Source organism: Acetobacter sp. DsW_54 (assembly GCF_002153575.1).
Classification (GTDB): Bacteria; Pseudomonadota; Alphaproteobacteria; order Acetobacterales; family Acetobacteraceae; genus Acetobacter; species Acetobacter fabarum.
The window spans coordinates 162,957-181,486 of the sequence record NZ_JOPD01000007.1 but is presented as its reverse complement, the minus strand read 5'-3'; the positions used below and the strand labels follow the sequence as shown (position 1 = coordinate 181,486).

The 18,530-nt window shown below is 57.2% G+C and carries 23 protein-coding genes; 16 read left to right on the top strand and 7 right to left on the bottom strand.

Translation table 11 applies throughout. The annotated features are described in order from the left end of the window. Positions 1 to 64 precede the first annotated feature (64 nt). Genes lipA through HK20_RS04985 form a run of 3 tightly spaced genes read left to right on the top strand, consistent with a single transcriptional unit; the run spans position 65 to position 1,878 of the window. Positions 65 to 1,039, top strand: a complete 975-nt coding sequence (lipA, locus tag HK20_RS04995) for a lipoyl synthase (protein ID WP_086646064.1) — start codon at positions 65 to 67, stop codon at positions 1,037 to 1,039. Next, a complete protein-coding gene (locus tag HK20_RS04990) occupies positions 1,039 to 1,530 on the top strand; it encodes a type II toxin-antitoxin system RatA family toxin (RefSeq protein ID WP_086645973.1) in 492 nt (163 codons plus the stop codon). Before lipA ends, HK20_RS04990 begins: the two co-directional genes overlap by 1 nt. A gap of 51 nt (positions 1,531 to 1,581) precedes the next feature. Continuing rightward, positions 1,582 to 1,878 carry a hypothetical protein gene (locus HK20_RS04985; RefSeq protein WP_086645972.1) on the top strand — a complete coding sequence of 99 codons (297 nt, stop codon included), beginning with the start codon at positions 1,582 to 1,584 and terminating at the stop codon, positions 1,876 to 1,878. Positions 1,879 to 1,882: 4 nt separating this feature from the next. Here the strand turns inward: HK20_RS04985 and HK20_RS04980 are convergent, their stop codons facing one another. From HK20_RS04980 to HK20_RS04965, 4 genes are all read right to left on the bottom strand, one after another. Further along, positions 1,883 to 2,398: a CinA family protein gene (locus HK20_RS04980; RefSeq protein WP_086645971.1), complete on the bottom strand. Its 516-nt coding sequence runs from the start codon at positions 2,396 to 2,398 to the stop codon at positions 1,883 to 1,885. A 12-nt stretch (positions 2,399 to 2,410) separates the two neighbouring features. After that, the gene (locus HK20_RS04975) at positions 2,411 to 2,893 is read right to left on the bottom strand and encodes a phosphatidylglycerophosphatase A (RefSeq protein ID WP_086645970.1); all 483 of its coding nucleotides are present in this window, start codon (positions 2,891 to 2,893) and stop codon (positions 2,411 to 2,413) included. After that, positions 2,890 to 4,866, bottom strand: coding sequence for a lytic transglycosylase domain-containing protein (locus tag HK20_RS04970; protein WP_086645969.1), 1,977 nt, complete (start codon positions 4,864 to 4,866; stop codon positions 2,890 to 2,892). The genes HK20_RS04975 and HK20_RS04970 overlap by 4 nt, the downstream gene beginning before the upstream one ends. 83 nt (positions 4,867 to 4,949) lie before the next feature. Next, positions 4,950 to 5,558, bottom strand: a complete 609-nt coding sequence (locus HK20_RS04965; protein ID WP_233129079.1) for a YjbE family putative metal transport protein — start codon at positions 5,556 to 5,558, stop codon at positions 4,950 to 4,952. 162 nt (positions 5,559 to 5,720) lie between these two features. Here HK20_RS04965 and purB point away from each other — a divergent pair, with 162 nt between their 5' ends. From purB to HK20_RS04920, 9 genes are all read left to right on the top strand, one after another. Continuing rightward, positions 5,721 to 7,070, top strand: coding sequence for an adenylosuccinate lyase (gene purB / locus HK20_RS04960; RefSeq protein ID WP_086645967.1), 1,350 nt, complete (start codon positions 5,721 to 5,723; stop codon positions 7,068 to 7,070). Between the two features lie 152 nt (positions 7,071 to 7,222). After that, positions 7,223 to 7,990 carry a phosphoribosylaminoimidazolesuccinocarboxamide synthase gene (gene purC, locus HK20_RS04955; RefSeq protein ID WP_086645966.1) on the top strand — a complete coding sequence of 256 codons (768 nt, stop codon included), beginning with the start codon at positions 7,223 to 7,225 and terminating at the stop codon, positions 7,988 to 7,990. Positions 7,991 to 8,018: 28 nt separating this feature from the next. Continuing rightward, complete coding sequence (gene purS / locus HK20_RS04950) at positions 8,019 to 8,261, top strand: phosphoribosylformylglycinamidine synthase subunit PurS (protein ID WP_086645965.1); 243 nt, start codon at positions 8,019 to 8,021, stop codon at positions 8,259 to 8,261. Further along, a complete protein-coding gene (locus HK20_RS04945; RefSeq protein ID WP_086645964.1) occupies positions 8,258 to 8,629 on the top strand; it encodes a Rap1a/Tai family immunity protein in 372 nt (123 codons plus the stop codon). The genes purS and HK20_RS04945 overlap by 4 nt, the downstream gene beginning before the upstream one ends. Then, positions 8,626 to 9,327 (top strand): phosphoribosylformylglycinamidine synthase subunit PurQ, encoded by a 702-nt coding sequence (gene purQ, locus HK20_RS04940; RefSeq protein ID WP_086645963.1) that lies wholly within the window; start codon positions 8,626 to 8,628, stop codon positions 9,325 to 9,327. The genes HK20_RS04945 and purQ overlap by 4 nt, the downstream gene beginning before the upstream one ends. Further along, positions 9,324 to 11,528, top strand: coding sequence for a phosphoribosylformylglycinamidine synthase subunit PurL (purL, locus tag HK20_RS04935; protein ID WP_086645962.1), 2,205 nt, complete (start codon positions 9,324 to 9,326; stop codon positions 11,526 to 11,528). Before purQ ends, purL begins: the two co-directional genes overlap by 4 nt. Before the next feature lie 15 nt (positions 11,529 to 11,543). Continuing rightward, positions 11,544 to 11,774 carry a BolA/IbaG family iron-sulfur metabolism protein gene (locus HK20_RS04930; RefSeq protein ID WP_025825210.1) on the top strand — a complete coding sequence of 77 codons (231 nt, stop codon included), beginning with the start codon at positions 11,544 to 11,546 and terminating at the stop codon, positions 11,772 to 11,774. 39 nt (positions 11,775 to 11,813) lie between these two features. Next, entirely contained in the window at positions 11,814 to 12,152 is a 339-nt protein-coding gene (grxD, locus tag HK20_RS04925) for a Grx4 family monothiol glutaredoxin (RefSeq protein ID WP_086645961.1), read from the top strand. A gap of 70 nt (positions 12,153 to 12,222) precedes the next feature. Continuing rightward, positions 12,223 to 12,540: a hypothetical protein gene (locus HK20_RS04920; RefSeq protein WP_086645960.1), complete on the top strand. Its 318-nt coding sequence runs from the start codon at positions 12,223 to 12,225 to the stop codon at positions 12,538 to 12,540. A gap of 56 nt (positions 12,541 to 12,596) precedes the next feature. Here the strand turns inward: HK20_RS04920 and HK20_RS04915 are convergent, their stop codons facing one another. Then, entirely contained in the window at positions 12,597 to 13,049 is a 453-nt protein-coding gene (locus HK20_RS04915) for a YraN family protein (protein WP_086645959.1), read from the bottom strand. Here HK20_RS04915 and cls point away from each other — a divergent pair. Next, complete coding sequence (gene cls / locus HK20_RS04910) at positions 13,048 to 14,475, top strand: cardiolipin synthase (protein ID WP_086645958.1); 1,428 nt, start codon at positions 13,048 to 13,050, stop codon at positions 14,473 to 14,475. The genes HK20_RS04915 and cls overlap by 2 nt on opposite strands. Here cls and HK20_RS04905 read toward each other — a convergent pair. Both HK20_RS04905 and HK20_RS04900 read right to left on the bottom strand, forming a co-directional pair. After that, on the bottom strand, positions 14,466 to 15,173 hold the full coding sequence (locus HK20_RS04905; RefSeq protein ID WP_086645957.1) for an endonuclease/exonuclease/phosphatase family protein: 708 nt from the start codon (positions 15,171 to 15,173) through the stop codon (positions 14,466 to 14,468). The genes cls and HK20_RS04905 overlap by 10 nt on opposite strands. Next, positions 15,170 to 16,258 carry an AI-2E family transporter gene (locus HK20_RS04900; RefSeq protein WP_086645956.1) on the bottom strand — a complete coding sequence of 363 codons (1,089 nt, stop codon included), beginning with the start codon at positions 16,256 to 16,258 and terminating at the stop codon, positions 15,170 to 15,172. Before HK20_RS04900 ends, HK20_RS04905 begins: the two co-directional genes overlap by 4 nt. Here HK20_RS04900 and HK20_RS13065 point away from each other — a divergent pair. Genes HK20_RS13065 through metC form a run of 3 tightly spaced genes read left to right on the top strand, consistent with a single transcriptional unit; the run spans position 16,192 to position 18,530 of the window. After that, complete coding sequence (locus HK20_RS13065; RefSeq protein ID WP_198943885.1) at positions 16,192 to 16,449, top strand: hypothetical protein; 258 nt, start codon at positions 16,192 to 16,194, stop codon at positions 16,447 to 16,449. The two genes, HK20_RS04900 and HK20_RS13065, sit on opposite strands and share 67 nt — an antisense overlap. 24 nt (positions 16,450 to 16,473) lie before the next feature. Further along, positions 16,474 to 17,322 (top strand): sulfurtransferase, encoded by an 849-nt coding sequence (locus HK20_RS04895; RefSeq protein ID WP_143296449.1) that lies wholly within the window; start codon positions 16,474 to 16,476, stop codon positions 17,320 to 17,322. After that, positions 17,319 to 18,530 (top strand): cystathionine beta-lyase, encoded by a 1,212-nt coding sequence (metC, locus tag HK20_RS04890; RefSeq protein ID WP_086645955.1) that lies wholly within the window; start codon positions 17,319 to 17,321, stop codon positions 18,528 to 18,530. The genes HK20_RS04895 and metC overlap by 4 nt, the downstream gene beginning before the upstream one ends.

Below are 18,530 nucleotides of genomic sequence, written 5' to 3'. Positions count from 1 at the left end.
CTTGACGTGCATGCAGGGGCATTCCAGTTCTATCTGCACTCTTTGGGTATAAATGGGCGAAGTCATGTCTACTCGTGTCGAGATTGATCATCGAAAAGGTGGGACAAGCCGGATACGGCACCCCGAAAAAGCCCATCGGCCGGACAACCCCATTGCCCGCAAGCCGGAGTGGATACGGGTTAGAGCACCCAACCACCCGACGTACCACGAAACACGAACCCTCATGCGTGACAACAAGCTGGTCACTGTATGTGAAGAGGCCGCATGCCCCAACATAGGGGAGTGCTGGTCACAGCGCCACGCTACCATGATGATCATGGGGGAAATCTGCACCCGTGCGTGCGCATTCTGCAATGTCAGCACCGGCTTGCCTCATGCTCTGGATGACGGCGAGCCTGAACGCGTGGCAGAAGCCGTAGCCAAGCTGGGCCTGCGCCATGTGGTGATCACTTCTGTTGACCGGGATGATCTGGCCGATGGGGGAGCGCAGCATTTTGCGCGTGTCATTGCTGCCATACGCGCGACATCCCCCGACACGACCATTGAAATCCTGACACCGGATTTTTTGCGTAAAGACAAGGCTCTGGAAGTGGTTGTTAAAGCCCGCCCGGACGTGTTCAACCATAATCTGGAAACCGTGCCACGCCTTTACCCCACCATCCGGCCCGGCGCGCGGTATTACCAGTCCATGCGCCTGCTGGACCGGGTCAAGCAGCTTGACCCTTCCATTTTCACCAAATCCGGGCTGATGCTGGGTTTGGGTGAAGAAAAAATGGAACTCGCTCAGGTCATGGATGACCTGCGCATTGCTGATGTGGATTTTATCACAATGGGGCAGTATTTGCAGCCCACGGTCAAGCACGCTGCCGTTGCACGCTTTGTAACACCGGAAGAATTCGAGGAATACGGCACCATGGCGCGCGTAAAAGGGTTTTTGCAGGTCAGTTCAAGCCCCCTTACGCGCTCTTCCTACCATGCCGACACAGATTTTGCGCAGCTGCGCGAAGCACGCAACAAGCGCCTGAAGGAGGCCCTGTAATGCCTAAACACGCAGAGACGCGTGTTCTGCCCTATCGTCCCGACCAGATTTTTGATCTGGTTGCGGACGTTGCACACTACCCCGCCTTTTTACCCTGGTGTGTTGCCGCACGCCTGCGCAGCCGCACCGAAACAGAACTTGTTGCCGACCTGACCATAGGCTTTGGTCCGTTCAGGGAGAGTTTTACCTCCCGTGTGACACTGGACCGTCCGTCCACCATTACCGTGCGTTACGAGCGCGGGCCGTTCCGCTACCTGCGTAATGTGTGGAAGTTCACGCCCCATGCCAATGGCTGTCAGGTCGATTTTTTTGTCGATTTCGAGTTTAACTCCCGCATTCTGCAAGCGGCTATTGGTGTAGTCTTTACCGAGGCAACCCGTCTTATGGTTTCCGCTTTTATCAAGCGTGCCAAAGAGGTTTATGGCCCTCCCGTACTACAGGCTGGCACCGCCACTCCAGCCGCTCTTTCAGGCCAGAAAACAGCAACCTGAACCATACCACCATCACGCAGAACCCAGAGTTTGAACACAGGGGACAACCGCATGCCCATACTGTTTTATCTGCTTCTGCTTGGTGGAATACTGGCGCCAGTTGCACACACCATGGCAGACACACTGCCAAAACAAACAGAGCGCACAGCCCTAACGGATCAGCCTCATGGCGGGAGCGTAACAGCGGATGCGTTAAACGCTCAAAGTCTGGCACATATACAGCGCGCCCAGCCTGTCCAACCGGCCGCCACTCCTGCATTGCCAGATGGTACCATAGCCAAAGGCACAGGGGTTATGGCACCGGATTTACAGGAAGCCCCTATTTATAACCCGGCAGACAGACGATAACCCGTTACAGATGAACCAAGCGGGCAGAAACAAGCCTTAAAGCGTGCAACACGGCCTGCTCACGCACCTGTACCCGATCCCCGGAGAATATCTGCTGGTCCGCGCGAGTTGGGCCTCCACGCAGCGCAGTGGCAAACCAGACCAGCCCCACAGGCTTGCCCACACTCCCGCCTCCTGGCCCCGCAATGCCGGAAATAGACACAGCCACACAGGCACTGGAGCAGGCGTTCAACGCGCCCTCAGCCATCTGCTCTACCGTTTGTGCACTCACCGCGCCATGGGCCGCTAATGTGCTGGCCTGCACGCCCAGTACTGCCTGCTTCATGCCGTTGGAGTAGGTGACAAAGCCACCTTCGGTCACATCTGAAGACCCGGCAAAATGCGTTAATGCTCCAGCGACCAGCCCGCCCGTGCAGCTTTCAGCCGTAACAACCCGCAGTTCTGCTGCGCGCAACAGAGCCAGAACACGTTCGGCTTCGGCCAGAACCGCAGGGCCATACTCTTCTGTCTGTTCGCGCATGTTCAACCCTTTTTAGTTCCGTGCCGTCCATACTTTGCGTAGTGCGTGCACACAGCCTGCACTGGCAACCCCGGCCAGCACATCATCCCCCATAACGCCAATAGCATCATGCCGCCTGTCCAGCGTACCTATGGGGCCGGGCTTGGTAATATCAAACACGCGGAACAGCCCAAACGCCACAATGGGCCATAACAAGCGGTGCTTGGCTTTGGTTGCTTCTTCGCTCTGGTCACTATCGGGTAAACAGGCCAGCAGGGCGATCCACATACCCGCCACTTCATCAATCACAATCCAGCTGTGGTCTTCCCCTTTGCCCGCCCGTGCTGTGGCCCACCACCCCACAACGGTTGCCGCTACAGCAGCACAGGCCAGCGTGCGGGGCCGCTTTAGCAAGGGTAGCCCAACCAGCAAGGCGGCAAAGGAGCCAACGGTGCCGGGGGCACGGGGGGACAGGCCACAGCCTCCAAACGTTGCGATCAAACGGGCAGGGGTCATTCCGGTGTTCCCAATGCTTTGTAAACAATCATGTTTTCCCATACACGCTGCACGTAGTTACGTGTTTCGCCATAGGGAATGTTTTCCACCCAGTCGATCATCTGCTCCATTTGCCCCCCATTATGGGCGGGATCGCCTGCCGTGGTCAGCCATTTGGCCAACCGGGTAGGCCCTCCATTATAGGCGGCAGCCATATACGGCACTATGGGGCCAAACCGATCCTGCAAATGGAGCAGGTAGGCCGTACCCAGTTGCATGTTGTTTTGTGCATCCCGCAGCCCCACAGCCGTAGCGGCAGATGGCGCTACCCCAGCAGCCCGCACCATATCCGCCGCAGTAGAAGGCTTGATCTGCATAAGGCCGATTGCATTGGATGGGCTTACGGCATCGGGGTTAAAGCTGCTCTCCTGCCGCATGAGGCCCATAACAAAATCTTGGGGCAAACTGCTCTGTGGCGGCGTGTAGGGCAGGGGCCAGCCCGAACGTAGCATAAACACACCATCCCGCCCGGCATGGCGTGCTACGGTAACGGCAATATCGGGCACCCCCAGACGCAACGCCAGAGACGAAAGCGCCTGACGTTGCGGTGTTTGTGTGACCTGTTTTTCAAACAGGTTCAAAAAATCACGCGTATGGTCTTTATCCCCCATGGCCGCCAGCCGAAGAGCCGCCAGCAGCAGGTCATTGCCTGTTGGTAGTGTCTCTTCAGAAGACGGGGGCAGTGCGTTATCCGCACTCCTGAGGTTTTGCACGATCAGTGCAGGCACCTGCTCCGGTTCCAGCAGGGCATTGGCCTGACCTGCCAGCGTTGCTGCTGCCATTTGACCGTAATAGGTGCCGGGGTAAGCGCTAGCACGCGTCCAGTCCGCCTGAGCCGAGGCCATATTGCCGACAGAAGCCCGGGCACGGCCAAGCCAGTAAAACCCACGGCTGCGCGTAATGAGCGACGAAGATTCTGTAAGCTGACGAAAAAAGTCCTCTGCGGTTGCGGCATCATGCTGCATACGCAGAGCAATCCACCCGCTCAGGAACACAGCGTCCAAACGGCTTTCACCCTGGGCGATTGTGTCATTCGCCACGGCAAAGGCATCCCCAGCCCGATTCTGCTGGATCAGCTCACGGGCCAGCCCATCCCGCTCGCGCCAGAACAGCTTGGAGCGGGTTGTCCGTTCGGCCTCAACGGCTCCTGCTTTCCATAGAGCAACGGCTTCGTCATAGCGTTGCTGCTTGCGCAGCCAGCGGGCCAGATCCAGCACAAGCCACGGGTCGGCACGCGCGGAAGAGGGCAGGGCATCAAACTGGGATTGTGCCGTTGGGTCATTGTTTCTTAATGCCAGCCGGGCCTGCGCCAACGGCTGCCTGCTGGCGGAAAGATAAGGCAGGGTTTGCTGGGCAGCATTGACCAGACCAGACCGTTCCTCCCGGTCAAAACGTAACCATGAACTCTGGGGGGTAAGGCTTGCCCCAAACGTACTGGCCAGCGTAGTTGCTGCTACAGGTGTGTCGTTCCCATTGGTCCATGCGGTTACAGCCTCGGCCGCAAGCTGCTGCTGGAGGGGTTTATCATCTGGTAGCTGCGTAGCGCACTGCACCAATGCCGGAGCATAAGTCAGTTTTTGGCTGTGGCACAAACAGGCCAGCACCTGTGTATCTGTCTCGTTTGCCAGAGCCTGTTGCATACGCAGGACCAGCACCGACCAGCGTGGCCACACACTGCCGGATTGTAAAAAATCGGCATAATCCTGAGCACTTGCATGTGCAGGCCCGACAAGACGGAGCCATGTATCCAGCCGATCGTTCAGGTTACCTACCGGCAAGGCATTGCGGGTGGGCGCACCATCACTTGCTCCGGCACTTTCCTCAGGTGCGGATACCTGCTGGGCAGATGGACCGGAGCAGGCGGTCAGGGAAAACCCGACCAGAGATACTGCGGCAACAAGCTGCCGCCGCCATGAAGGGTAAGAACGGGTCATACCCGAAATTCAACGGGTTTTTTGCAATTTAGCAAGTTCTTTTGTCAGGCAGGGGCGGCCTGCCTGACACACCTGCGTCAGGCTCAGGACAGGTGGCCCCAAACCTCTCCACCGCCACTAACAATCAGTTCCACGGCAACGCCCAGCACAACCAGCAGCCCCACCCACGAAATCCACTTATAACGCTCAAGCAGCCGCGCAATCAGGGAGGCCGCAAGCCCCATGAGCACAACAGACAGGGCCAGCCCCATAACCAGAATACCGGGGTGTTCACGTGCAGCCCCGGCCACGGCCAGCACGTTATCCAGACTCATCGACAAATCAGCGATCAGGATTTTGATAATGGCCGAACGCAGGCTGCCCGGTGCGCTGCCCGCTGCCCCATCAGCAGCGTTGGCGTGCTGCATTTCGCGGTACATGCGCCAGCAGACCCATAGCAGGAGCAGGCCGCCGGCCAGTGTCAGGCCAACAATGCTCAACAGCTTGACCGCTACAAGTGCCAGCAGCACCCTGATGACCGCAGCCAGCCCCACACCGGCCCAAATGGCCTTGCGCCGCTGTGCCCCGCCAAGGGAGCGTACGGCCATACCAATGACAACTGCGTTGTCCCCGGCCAGAGTCACATCAATCAGCACAACCTGCAAGAGGGCGGCAACTGCCGGAAAACTGGCAGAATCAAATAGGTTGGCCACAATAACTCCGATTCCAGAACACGCATTGAATGGCGCGTATTTCTGGCACACAGCAGAAAATGTCAAAGTTTTCCGCATTGCGGGCAGACGACATGCGCGAAATCCGCTAGAGAGGCGCCACCTGTCTGACGTTTAAACTGTTCTGGTTAAGGAATTCGCGTTATGGTGCCGCGCTATACCCGCCCCGTCATGGCCGCAATCTGGTCCCCTGAAAACCGCTATCGAATCTGGTTCGAGATCGAAGCTCTGGCCTGTGAAGCCATGGCAGAATACGGGACGGTCCCCAAGGAAGCCGCCAAAGTGGTCCGCGAAAAAGGCAACGCCGCCATGGCTGCTTTTTGCGATGCAGACCTCGCCCGGATTGACGAGATCGAAGCCGAAACACGGCATGACGTTATTGCGTTCCTGACATGGCTGGCAGAAAAGGTTGGCCCAGAAAGCCGGTTTGTCCATCTGGGCATGACCTCCTCGGACGTGCTGGACACCTGCCTTGCCGTGCAGCTTGTGCAGGCCACCGACCTGCTGCTCAAGGATCTGGACGAAACTCTGGCCGCCCTTAAGGCACGTGCGTTTGAACACAAACACACCCTGACCATTGGCCGCAGTCACGGCATTCATGCCGAGCCCACGTCTTTCGGCCTCAAGATTGCTGGCCATTACGCCGAGTTCGCCCGGAACAGAACCCGCCTTGAAACCGCACGGGCCGAAATTGCCACCTGTGCCATTTCCGGCGCTGTGGGCACATACGCCCATCTTGACCCGCGTGTGGAAGCTTACGTGGCCGAACGCCTTGGCCTGCAGGCCGAAGCGGTTTCCACCCAGGTTATCCCGCGTGACCGCCATGCTGCATTCTTCTGCGCTCTTGGCGTTATTGCCAGCGGCATTGAGCGGCTTGCAACGGAAGTCCGCCACCTGCAACGCTCCGAAGTGCGCGAAGCGGAGGAATTCTTCCATCCGGGGCAGAAGGGCTCTTCCGCCATGCCGCACAAGCGCAACCCCGTGCTGACCGAAAACCTGACCGGCCTTGCCCGTCTGGTGCGTGCAGCGGTTATTCCGGCACTGGAAAACGTGGCTCTGTGGCACGAGCGTGACATCAGCCACTCCTCGGTCGAGCGTAACATCTGCCCCGATGCCACCATCGGGCTGGATTTTGCTTTGGCCCGCCTGTCCGGCATGATCTCCAAGCTTGTGGTGTACCCCGACCGTATGGCCGCGAATATCGAAAGCCTTGGCGGCGTGGTCCATTCGGGCGAAGTGCTGCTGGCACTGGCAAAAGCTGGCCTGTCGCGCGAGGATGCCTACCGTATTGTCCAGCGCAACGCGATGGCAACATGGACCAAGCTGGGCACGCCTGAAGGCAAAACGTTCCGCGAAAATCTGGCTGATGATGCCGAAATTTCGGGTCGCATTCCCGCCGATGTGCTGGATGCCGCCATGGACAGCCGCCAGCACCTGAAGGCACTGGACTTCCAGTTTGAAAAAATCTTCGGTGAAACTGGCCCCAAACAGTAACCGCCAGCCCGGTTTGCACAGGCTGTATCCTCCACGCGGGAAGCCTGCTATGAACACGGAAGCAATAAAGGGGTGAACCACCAGTCTGGTTCCCCCGTTTTTTGGGGCGGTCACCCAACCGCCCGCACACATTTCGACAGGTAAGGATCATTATGGCCCGTCGCCGCCAGCTTTATGAAGGTAAAGCCAAAATCCTCTTTGAAGGTCCGGAACCGGGGACCCTTGTGCAATACTTCAAGGACGATGCCACGGCTGGCAATGGTGCCAAAAGCGGTGTGATTACCGGCAAAGGTGTGCTCAACAACCGCATTAGCGAACACCTGATGCTGCGTTTGCAGGAAATCGGTATCCCCACCCACTTTATCCGCCGCATCAACATGCGTGAGCAGCTGGTAAAGGAAGTGGAGATCATCCCGCTTGAGGTGGTCATCCGCAATGTTGCCGCTGGCAGCATTTCCAAGCGCTTCAACATCCCCGAAGGCCAGCGCCTGCCGCGCCCGATTGTTGAGTTCTATTACAAGAACGACGAACTCGGTGACCCGCTGGTATCGGAAGATCACATTATCGCATTCGGCTGGGCCTGCCCGCACGATCTGGAAGATATTACGGGCATGTCCATGCGCGTGAACGACTTCCTCTGCGGCCTGTTCAGCGGCATTGGCATCCAGCTCGTGGACTTCAAGCTCGAGTTCGGCCGGTGCTGGGAAGGTGAGGACATGCGTATTGTTCTTGCTGACGAAATTTCGCCTGACAACTGCCGCCTGTGGGACCTTCACACAAACGAAAAGCTCGACAAGGATCGCTTCCGCCGCGATCTGGGCAACGTGAAGGAAGCTTATCAGGAAGTTGCACGCCGCATGGGCATCCTGCCGGAAAACGGCGCCGGGGGTGACATGAAAGGCCCAGAAACAGTTCAGTAACCCCTACGGGTACTTTGGGAGTTTGAGAATGAAAGTACGTGTAACCGTCATGCTTAAGGACGGCGTTCTGGACCCGCAGGGAAAGGCCATTGGTCACGCACTGCACACACTGGGCTTTGAAGGCGTGCAGGATGTGCGCGTTGGCAAGGTCATAGAGCTGGAACTGCATGGTGTAAAAGCCGAAGAAGCGCACGAAAAAGCGGGCGAAATGGCCCGCAACCTGCTCGCCAACCTGGTTATCGAGGACTACTCGGTAGAGGTTGTGGCATGAAGCGCCTCGCCCTGATCGCCCTTGCCGGTGTGCTGGCGGTCCCCACTGTGGCACATGCCCAGCGGCTGGCCCCCATGAAGGCGGGCGCACTTGGCAAGATGTGCTCCAGTTCGGCCTCACGCACCACGTGCGATGCCTATCTGAGCGGCCTGACCGATGGCGTGACCCTTGCCCAGATCAACGCACACAATACGGGCGATGCCTCCGCCCCCACGAGCTTTTGTGTGCCGGCAAGCGAAGACATTGCCGCCATCCGCACCAAGGTGCTCACCTGGCTGAAAGCGCATTCCGACTCTCTGGGCAAACCAGTGGGCGAGAGCGTTTTTACCGCCCTGCATGACTCTTATCCGTGTGACGTGAAAAAATGAAAGCAGCGATTGTCGTATTTCCCGGCACGAACCGGGAACGAGATATGGCCATTGCCCTGCGGCGCGTAACCGGGCAGGCCCCTCGCATGATCTGGCACCATGAGACAGATCTGAGCGGTGTGGATCTGGTCGTGCTGCCCGGTGGCTTCAGCTATGGTGACTACCTGCGTTGTGGCGCAATGGCCGCACATTCCCCCATCATGGGGGCCGTGCGCGACTTTGCCGCCAAAGGCGGGCATATTCTGGGCGTGTGCAACGGCTTCCAGATCCTGACCGAGAGCAACCTGCTCCCCGGCGCACTCCTGCGGAATGCGGACCTGCGGTTCCTCTCGCAGGACTGCCATCTGCGCGTGGAGGTTGAAGGCACTCCCTTTACCCGGCGCTGGAAAAAGGGCGACATCTTCCGCACGCCGCTGGCACATGGGGATGGCAACTACACAGCCGATGCCCAGACCCTTGCCGTGCTTGAAGGCGAAGGCCGCGTTGCATTCCGCTACGCCGATGCCAAGGGTCGTGTGTGCGCGGATGACAGAACAAGCAACCCCAACGGCAGCGTGAACAGCATTGCCGGTGTTCTGAGCGAAAACAAACGTATTTGCGGCATGATGCCCCACCCCGAGGATCTGGTTGATCCGCTGATGGGGGGCGAGGATGGTCTGCCGCTGTTTGAAGGTCTGGTGGAGGCTCTGGTCCGGTGAATAAGCCTGTAACCGTTGATGAATCCCTGGCGCGTGAATTCGGCCTGACGGGCGAGGAATACGGCCGTGTTCTGTCTATCATGGGCCGTACGCCCAGCCTGACGGAACTGGGTGTTTTTTCCGTCATGTGGTCGGAACACTGCTCCTACAAATCCTCCCGCAAATGGCTGCGTGGCCTGCCCACCAAGGCTCCCTGGGTTATCCATGGGCCGGGTGAAAACGCAGGTGTTGTGGATATCGGGCAGGGTTATGCCGCCATCTTCAAGATGGAAAGCCATAACCACCCTTCCTTTATCGAACCCTATCAGGGTGCAGCTACAGGCGTTGGCGGCATTCTGCGTGACGTGTTCACCATGGGTGCACGCCCCATTGCCAACCTGAACGCCCTGCGTTTTGGCAGCCCGGAAAACCCCATTACCCGCCGGATTGTGGATGGCGTGGTGCGTGGGATTGGCGGCTATGGCAACTGCGTGGGTGTGCCGACAGTCGGGGGGGAAATCAACTTCCACCCGGCATATGACGGCAACCCGCTTGTTAACGCCATGACCGTGGGCATTGCCCGGCAGGACCGTATTTTCCTGTCCGCAGCAGCCGGTGTTGGCAACCCTGTTGTCTATGTTGGTTCACGCACAGGGCGGGACGGGATCCATGGTGCCACCATGTCTTCCGCCGAGTTTGATGAAGACGCGCTTTCCAAGCGCCCGACCGTGCAGGTTGGCGACCCCTTCATTGAAAAACTGCTGATCGAAGCCTGTCTGGAACTGATGGCAACAGATGCCATTGTTGCCATTCAGGACATGGGTGCAGCGGGCCTGACCTCTTCCGCCGTGGAAATGGCTGGCAAAGGTGGCGTGGGTATCGAGCTTGACCTCGATGCCGTGCCCCAGCGCGAACCCAACATGACCGCATATGAGATGATGCTTTCTGAAAGTCAGGAACGCATGCTCATGGTCCTGCGCCCTGACCGGACAGAACTGGCACGCCAGATTTTTGAAAAGTGGGAACTGGACTTTGCCATTATCGGTCACCTGACCGAAACCGGCCATATTGTGATCAAGCACAAAGGCCAGCTTGAAGCAGACATTCCGCTTGAACCTCTGGCAGATGAAGCCCCGGTTTATGACCGTCCTTCCATCGCCCCGGAAAAACCTGCAGAGCTGGGCAGTGTTCACGCACCGCTCTCGCTTGATGCCATGCTGCTCCAGCTTGTAGCCTCGCCCGATCTGGCGTCGCGCGCATGGGTCTGGAACCAGTATGACAGCACCGTTGGGGGCCAGACCGTCCGCCGCCCCGGCGCTGCGGATGCCGCCATTGTTAAGGTAGAAGATACGCAGCTCGGTCTTGCACTGACAACGGATTGCACGCCGCGCTACTGTCAGGCGGACCCGCGCACAGGTGGCGCACAGGCCGTGGCTGAAGCATGGCGCAATATTACGGCAACCGGCGCACGCCCTCTGGCGGTGACGGACAACCTGAACTTCGGCAACCCTGAAAAGCCGGAGATCATGGGCCAGTTCATTGCGGCCCTCGAGGGTATGGGAGAGGCCTGCAAGGTTCTCGACTTCCCCATCGTGAGCGGTAACGTCTCCCTGTATAACGAAACCCGTATGCCCGACGGCACAACTCAGGCCATTCTGCCAACTCCCGCTATTGGTGGGCTTGGTGTGCTTGATGATGTGTCCTCTGCCGTGGGTCTTGGTATGCAGCCTGACAGTGACCTGGTGCTGATTGGCGCGACCAAGGGTGAACTTGGCCAGTCCATCTGGCTGCGCGAGATTCTGGGGCGTGAAGAAGGCGCACCACCAAAGGTTGATCTGGCAGCAGAAAAGCGGAACGGGGATTTTGTCCGGGCCGAAATTCAGGCAGGCCAGATTAGCGCATGCCACGATATCGCCGATGGCGGTATTCTGGTTGCCGCGGCCGAAATGGTCATGGCATCCGGCACAGGTTGCGAACTGGAAAGCCCGGATTCCGGCATCCGCCCGGAAGCCTTCTGGTTTGGTGAGGATCAGGCCCGTTACCTTGTGTGCGTTGCCGATGCCCAGTCTTTTTGTACCAAAGCCGCACAGGCCGGGGTGCCTGCACGCCTGATGGGTCGCTCCGGTGGAAATGATTTGATTCTTCCCAGCGGCGTCACCATATCTGCAGCACGCCTTAAATCAGCGCATGAAACCTTTTTTCCTGCGCTGATGGACCAATAGGGAAGGGACAGCACCATGGCCATGTCCGCCACAGAACTTGAAGCTTATATTCTGAAGGCGTTCCCCGATGCCCAGATCAAGATTGATGATCTGGCGGGAGATGGGGATCACTATTCCTGTTCAATTGTAAGCGAAGCTTTTCGTGATGTTCCACGCGTAAGGCAGCATCAGCTCGTTTACAATGCGCTGGAAGGACACATGGGGGGCAAGCTGCATGCGCTGGCCCTCCGTACATCTGCTCCCTGACCAGAACCCGGCTTCCATACGACCAAGGACAACAGACAGATGACTGATTCCATCAAACAGACCATCCAGCAGGATATTGATTCCAACCCTGTCATGCTTTTCATGAAGGGGGATGCCGATTTCCCACAGTGTGGCTTTTCTGCCCGTGTAGTGCAGATTCTGCAGCAGATTGGTGTGCCGTTCAAAGCCGCCAATGTTCTGGCAGATTCCGCACTGCGTCAGGGCATTAAGGACTATTCCAACTGGCCCACCATTCCCCAGCTTTACGTCAAAGGTGAATTTGTTGGTGGGTGCGACATTGTGACCGAAATGTACCAGACCGGTGAACTGCAAAAACTGCTGCAGGAAAAAAACATCGCCTGTAACGCATCCGCCTGAATTATAGGTTGTCAGCCTGCAATTGCTTTGTATAGTTTCAGGCAGACATAAGATCAGGGGGCTAAGGTTAATGACGCGAGTTCCGTTTGTACGCGGGCTTTTTGCTCTGGCCGGTATCGGTCTGAGTGTAATGGCCACCAGTTCTTCAGTGCATGCGGAACGCGTTCTTTCCGATCTGGAAGCCAGCAAGTTAACCTTTGCCTCCCTGACTGCTCCCCCTCCTGTTGTGCATGTTCGCCATGTTGTGCGCCATGCGGCCACAACAAACCATGCCTCGCACAAGGTCATTCTGGCCTCTGCCCCACATGGTAAAATGGTGCATCTGGTTAGCTACCACCCTAGCGCGCATACCGTGGTACACAGCAACAAGCACCACCACCGTACCTGATTACAGTCTGGCTTTATGCGGGTTCTGCCCTTTGGGCAGAGTAACCTGTTCCTGACTTACATCTGACGGATAATATCTTCCAGCCACTCCATCTGGCCTTGTGCGTCCAGCATAAACAGGTCAAAGCGTAGGTTTTCATACTGCCAATAGGGGTGGCTCTGTAGCAGGCACTCCGCAGCCCTGTACAACCGCCGGGACTGTGTTACGGAAAGACATTCCGCAGCCCCCCGCAATGTCTGCCGTTGTTTAACCTCAACAAAACAGATGGTTGCACCATTTTGGGCAACAATATCTATCTCGCCCCTGCGTGTTTTTGCTCTTTGGAGCAGAATGTTCCAGCCTGCTGCCCGCAGCCTTTGACAGACAGCATCCTCCGCCGCCAGACCTCTCTTATAAGACTCATACCCTCTGGCCCGCTTTGTGGCAGAGGCAGGCACCTGTTGTGCAGAACACTTATTCGCTATGTTGTGGACGTCAGCCGCTTGTTGTGAAAGCCTTCTCTCCACCATGTTTTTTGATCTCCAGTTTTCCACAACAGCCTTTATTGTTGCGTGTATGCGCCTGAGCCTTGTTACGGGCGTAAGTTTGCATATTCTGCTTACAAAACGGAATACAGCATCTGCCATCGGGTGGATTGGCGTATGTGTTCTCATGCCGTTTCTGGGGACAGCTCTCTACCTCATGTTCGGGATCAACCGTGTCACCCGCCTTGCCAAAAAGCTGGTGGGGGACCGAACGGCACACAGACCGGATGGTGCGGACCTTTCCTCATGGAACAGGGAACTTGATGGCCAGTTTGCACCTCTGGCACTGATGGTGGGCAAACTGACAACCCGTCCCGTTGTGGGCAATAACAGTATTACCTGCCTGCATGATGGCGACGGTGCGTACCCGCATATGCTGGACGCCATAGAAAAAGCGACCAGAAGCATTCTGCTTTGTTCGTATATTTTCCGGCATGATGCCAGTGGCCAGTTATTTGCAGACAGGCTGATTGCCGCACATAAAAGGGGCGTCAATGTCCGTGTACTGGTGGACGGTATTGGCAGCGGGTATTTTTTATCCCCCATCTACCGTTACCTGAAAAAGGAAGGAGTCCCCTGTGCACGCTTCATGCATTCGCTCCTTCCATGGCGGATGCCGTTCCTTAATTTGCGGAACCACCGGAAAATTCTGGTTGTGGATGGCAGCGTGGGGTTTATGGGGGGGCTCAACATTGCCGATAACAATCTGGTCGCGCGCAAACCCCGGCACCCTGTGTCCGATACGCATTTCCGGATTGAAGGGCCTGTTGTGCACCAATTGGCACAGGTTGCAGCATGGGACTGGTATTTTACAACCGGGGAACAGCTGAACCGGGATCTCTTTTTACAGGAACATGCCAGTAAGGGGAGCTCTCTGGCCCGGATTGTCACAGCAGGCCCGGACACGGATCTGGAAAAAATTGAATACACCATGCTGCAGGCCATTACGCTTTCTCGCAAAAGCATACGGCTGATGACCCCCTATTTTTTACCGGGAGCGCGCTTTTTATCCGAACTTGGGCTGGCAGCCTTACGCGGCGTGCAGGTGGATATTATTATCCCGCTCCGCAGCAACCACCGTCCGCTGGACTGGGCCTGTGCGGCCAATATCTCCCCTCTGCTGGATACGGGGGCACGGGTCTGGCACGCCAACCCGCCCTTTAATCATTCCAAACTCATGGTGGTGGATAAGGCGTGGTCTTTTGTTGGTAGTTCCAACCTTGATATTCGCAGCCTGCGCCTGAACTTTGAGATCAATATGGAGACATATGACGTCACCATGGCGGAAATCATGGATGACTTCATATGCCAGCACCGTAACCACCGGCTAACGCATTATGATCTGGACAACCGGAACTTCCCCACCCGCATAAGGGATTCCTTTGCCAGACTGTTCATGCCTTACCTGTAAGCACTTGCCAGTGTGCGCCGGCCAATTTCTGGCTGGAGAGTGACCGCTATTGGCCGATGATCAGAGGCAAAAACAGGCAGGACCTGTGCGTCAGAACACACCATGCCTTCTACCAGGCAGCGGTCCAGACGAATGGGAAGCAGGTCAACCATACGGTGCGTTGGGGCTTTAGGCCCTACATCGGCAAACCCCGGCACAAGGGTTGGCCCCACCAGATTAAAATCCCCCAGAATAGCGCAGGGTGCAGAAAGCAGGGAGGCAATCCGCCGTAGCTGCCTGCGGTTAAGCATCTGCCCATGCGAAAGATGGACATTAGCCAAGGAAAACTGGGGATAATCTATTATCTGGGCATGTCGTTTGACAATTGGCCCGGATGGAATGGTGCATGCCCGTGGCGGCCGCGCAAAAGGCATGCGGCTCCAGCACGCTACACCGTGAATACGCCCCGGCAGGGGGGAGCGGGCATAGTGGCCACCAATCACATCTGGCAGCACGTCTATTTCCACCGTGGCTTCCTGCATGAGCAGGATGTCCGGCTGTTCCGCTTCAATCAGGGCGGCCACATCATGCACGGTCGCTCCTGTACGGCGGAGCAGGTTCCAGCTGATAATACGGACCCCGGGCGTATCATTGGCAGCTACATGCCTGCGCCGCCCTTTGGATGCAAGCTCAACAAACCGGGCCAGACGGCGCTTCATGGTACCATGTTCCTTGTATCATCCAATGGTGGCCGTGCCTGTTCGCCCTGCGCAAATTCCATGGTGAGCGTAAAACCAATAGCAAGCAGGACCGGCCCCAGAAAAATACCTACGCCCCCAAAAGCCAGCAACCCACCAATAACCCCCAGCACGGTCAGCAGATAAGGCAGCTTGGACCCGCGTGCGATAAACAGCGGACGGATCAGATGGTCCGCGCCGGAAATAAATGCAACACCATACACAATAAGCAAAATACCCTTGAGCTGGTGATGCGTTGCAAACAGCCACACGGCAGCCGGTATCCATACCAGTGGCGCACCAACCGGGAATACGGCCAGAAAGGCTGCAATCCCGCCCAGAATAACTGGCTCGGCCACTCCAAAAAACCACAGCCCGAAGCCGGTTAGAATACCCTGAATAATGGCGGTACCCAGAATACCATACACGGTACCACGCACCGTACTGGCAATGATGGAGAGATGCCGCCCGGCCTGTGGCCCGGCAATCCGCAGGATAACAGCCTGCAACGTGTCCCACAGGATGGAGCCACTGATCCAGAAAAAGAAGGAAATGAACAAAGCCGTTACAAGGTGCAACGCCCCGCTGGCCATCTGCATAAGCACACTGAGAACAGACTGGATAATGCCCCCCGCATACGGCCGCAGTTCGGCCGCAGCAAGCCCGAGGTTACGGCTCCATAACGCCCAGCGGTGATGAATATCCGGCCCAAAAACAGGCAAATTATCCAGCCAGCGCGGCAGGGGCGGTAACTGGTTGACCTGCCCGAACAGGGTAGTCAACTGTGCGGCCCAGCGCGGGCCAGATGCCACGCAGGCCGATGCTAAAAGTGCAAGCGGGAATACCACGCATACAGCGCACAGGACCGTCATGATCAGGCTGGCTGCATTGGCTCCCATGCTCCGCCGCAAATACTGGAAAAGAGGCCATGTGGTATAGGTCAGCACTCCCGCCCAAAGCAGGGCAGAGGAAAAAGGAACCAACACGGCTATGCAGCCATATGCAATTCCTGCCAGCAGTAAAAACCGGAGAATACGTTCAGCCGTCAATGTGTGACCATCTGTCATGCGCGCAACAAACCACCGAACGCCTTAATTTTGTGTTCCGCTTACAAGAACATGGCGTATCCGCTTTATGGTATGGCGCATTCCGCACCGAGTTTCCAGTCGGTTCGGATAAAGGCTTTGTGCTGCCCCCTTCACATATCATAACCCATTTGCCAGTTCCGAAGGACTATGTGATCGTTGTTGCCCTGTAAAAAAACTCCATGAGGCTTTTGGTCATGTCTCCTCTCATTCCCGGCAGTCTGTTACCCGCACTTACCAAGGACACCACGATCCGTTTTCTGGATGCCTCAACGCCTTTGCCGGGAGAGACATTTGACCCGCAGGCTGAATTCAGAGCCGGCCATATTCCGGGCAGCCAGTATTTTGACATCTCTATTTTTTCCGATCCACAGAGCATCCTGCCGCATACCGTGCCGTCTGCTGCACGCTTTGCCCATCTGTTCGGGCAGCTGGGCATTACACCGCAAACCCATGTTGTTTTTTACGATCAGGGCAATGTGGCTTCTGCCTGCCGGGCTTGGTGGATGGCCCGGTTGTTCGGGCATGAAAAAACCCAGATCATCCATGGCGGCCTCAACGCATGGCGGCAACAGAACCTACCCGTGGAGCAAGGGGAGGGCGCATCGCACGCTCCACAGGTCTATTACCCCAGAATAGAATATTCCCGTCTGGCCGGTCTTGGGGACATGCTGGAACATGTCCGGCTACAAAACCGCCCCATACTGGATGCCCGGAGTGCTGCGCGGTTTTATGGCACAGCGCCAGAACCACGTGCCGGCGTAAAATCCGGGCACATGCCCGGCGCGCGCAACATTCCCTACAAAACCGTGCTGGACGAATCTGGCTTGTTCCTTCCTGCCACGCAGTTGCAAGCCCTGTTTGTGCAAGCAGGAGTTTCTGCCACCACGCACCCCATTACCACGTGCGGCTCCGGCATGACCGCCGCAGTTCTGAACGTTGCGCTGGAACTGGCCGGTTTTCCCTCCAACGCGCTTTATGACGGCTCCTGGGCCGAATGGGGCAGCACACCCGATATGCCGATCACAAACGGACAAAACCCATGACAGACCGCAACAGTGTTGATGCCGGATGGCACAAACTTGGCACGTCCCTGACCCATACTGGCAGGGCTACCCCACCCGAGGCAGGTACATACGTCAACCCGCCGCTGGAACGGGGGTCCACCGTGCTCTTTCCCTCGCTCAAGAGCATGAACCGCAAGGGGCAGGAGCGTTATGACCACACCAGCATTTACGGTGCCATGGGTTCTCCCACCCAGCATGAGCTGGAAAAACTGATTGCACGTATAGAAGGTGGCACAGACTGCCAGATTGTCAGCTCTGGTCTGGCAGCATGCACCACACCTTTGCTGGCTTTTTTAAAAGCCGGTGATCACTGCCTGCTGGCAGATAGCGTTTATGGCCCAACCCGCCGCTTTGCTGAAAATATGCTCAAGCGCTTTGGTGTGGATATTTCCTACTTTCCTCCCTGTGCCAGCCGCGCCGAGGTGGAAGAGTACATTCAACCCAACACCCGCATTATTTTCACCGAAAGCCCGGGCAGCCATACATTTGAAGTGCAGGACATTCCCATGCTGGCCGAAGTTGCCCACCAGCATGGTGCGCGTCTTTTTCTGGACAACACATGGGGGTTTGGCATTTTTGCCCCGTTTGAACATGGCGTGGATGTTTCCATTCAGGCGCTGACCAAATACCCTTCCGGCCACTCCGATGTTATTGCCGGGGCTATCACCGTGGCGGATCAGACAAGCTGGCATATCCTGCGCGATGCCTCCATCCAGCTTGGTCAGGTTGCCGGGCCGGATGAATGCTGGCTTACCCTGCGCGGCCTGCGCACAATGGGGGTGCGTCTGGCGCAGCAGGCCCGCAGCGCCCTACAGGTTGCCACATGGCTTAAACAGCGCCCCGAAGTGGCGCAGGTCCTGCACCCCGCACTGCCAGACTGCCCGGGCCATAACTTGTGGAAGCGTGACTTTACAGGAGCAGGTTGCCTGTTTGGCGTGGTCCTGAACGCGCCTTACACATGCCAGAACATGGAACGCATGATTAACGCCATGCGTCTGTTTGGTATTGGTGCATCCTGGGGGGGGTATGAAAGTCTGGTGCTCCCGACCACGGGGGGCATAACCCGGAGCTTTGGCGCAGAACAGCCAGAATCCCCCGCCTTCAGGCTACAGATCGGTCTGGAGAATGCACAGGACCTGATTGATGATCTGGATCAGGCTTTTAACGCGCTGCATCACACAGCGTAA

What these genes read in the sequence shown, in the direction of transcription:
- lipA (WP_086646064.1), top strand. Translation starts at nt 65, where the DNA reads ATGTCTACTCGTGTCGAGATTGATCATCGAAAAGGTGGGACAAGCCGG.
- HK20_RS04990 (WP_086645973.1), top strand. Translation starts at nt 1,039, where the DNA reads ATGCCTAAACACGCAGAGACGCGTGTTCTGCCCTATCGTCCCGACCAG.
- HK20_RS04985 (WP_086645972.1), top strand. Translation starts at nt 1,582, where the DNA reads ATGCCCATACTGTTTTATCTGCTTCTGCTTGGTGGAATACTGGCGCCA.
- HK20_RS04980 (WP_086645971.1), bottom strand. Translation starts at nt 2,398, where the DNA reads ATGCGCGAACAGACAGAAGAGTATGGCCCTGCGGTTCTGGCCGAAGCC.
- HK20_RS04975 (WP_086645970.1), bottom strand. Translation starts at nt 2,893, where the DNA reads ATGACCCCTGCCCGTTTGATCGCAACGTTTGGAGGCTGTGGCCTGTCC.
- HK20_RS04970 (WP_086645969.1), bottom strand. Translation starts at nt 4,866, where the DNA reads ATGACCCGTTCTTACCCTTCATGGCGGCGGCAGCTTGTTGCCGCAGTA.
- purB (WP_086645967.1), top strand. Translation starts at nt 5,721, where the DNA reads ATGGTGCCGCGCTATACCCGCCCCGTCATGGCCGCAATCTGGTCCCCT.
- purC (WP_086645966.1), top strand. Translation starts at nt 7,223, where the DNA reads ATGGCCCGTCGCCGCCAGCTTTATGAAGGTAAAGCCAAAATCCTCTTT.
- purS (WP_086645965.1), top strand. Translation starts at nt 8,019, where the DNA reads ATGAAAGTACGTGTAACCGTCATGCTTAAGGACGGCGTTCTGGACCCG.
- HK20_RS04945 (WP_086645964.1), top strand. Translation starts at nt 8,258, where the DNA reads ATGAAGCGCCTCGCCCTGATCGCCCTTGCCGGTGTGCTGGCGGTCCCC.
- purQ (WP_086645963.1), top strand. Translation starts at nt 8,626, where the DNA reads ATGAAAGCAGCGATTGTCGTATTTCCCGGCACGAACCGGGAACGAGAT.
- HK20_RS04930 (WP_025825210.1), top strand. Translation starts at nt 11,544, where the DNA reads ATGGCCATGTCCGCCACAGAACTTGAAGCTTATATTCTGAAGGCGTTC.
- grxD (WP_086645961.1), top strand. Translation starts at nt 11,814, where the DNA reads ATGACTGATTCCATCAAACAGACCATCCAGCAGGATATTGATTCCAAC.
- HK20_RS04920 (WP_086645960.1), top strand. Translation starts at nt 12,223, where the DNA reads ATGACGCGAGTTCCGTTTGTACGCGGGCTTTTTGCTCTGGCCGGTATC.
- cls (WP_086645958.1), top strand. Translation starts at nt 13,048, where the DNA reads ATGTTTTTTGATCTCCAGTTTTCCACAACAGCCTTTATTGTTGCGTGT.
- HK20_RS04915 (WP_086645959.1), bottom strand. Translation starts at nt 13,049, where the DNA reads ATGGTGGAGAGAAGGCTTTCACAACAAGCGGCTGACGTCCACAACATA.
- HK20_RS04905 (WP_086645957.1), bottom strand. Translation starts at nt 15,173, where the DNA reads ATGAAGCGCCGTCTGGCCCGGTTTGTTGAGCTTGCATCCAAAGGGCGG.
- HK20_RS13065 (WP_198943885.1), top strand. Translation starts at nt 16,192, where the DNA reads ATGCAATTCCTGCCAGCAGTAAAAACCGGAGAATACGTTCAGCCGTCA.
- HK20_RS04900 (WP_086645956.1), bottom strand. Translation starts at nt 16,258, where the DNA reads ATGACAGATGGTCACACATTGACGGCTGAACGTATTCTCCGGTTTTTA.
- HK20_RS04895 (WP_143296449.1), top strand. Translation starts at nt 16,474, where the DNA reads ATGTCTCCTCTCATTCCCGGCAGTCTGTTACCCGCACTTACCAAGGAC.
- metC (WP_086645955.1), top strand. Translation starts at nt 17,319, where the DNA reads ATGACAGACCGCAACAGTGTTGATGCCGGATGGCACAAACTTGGCACG.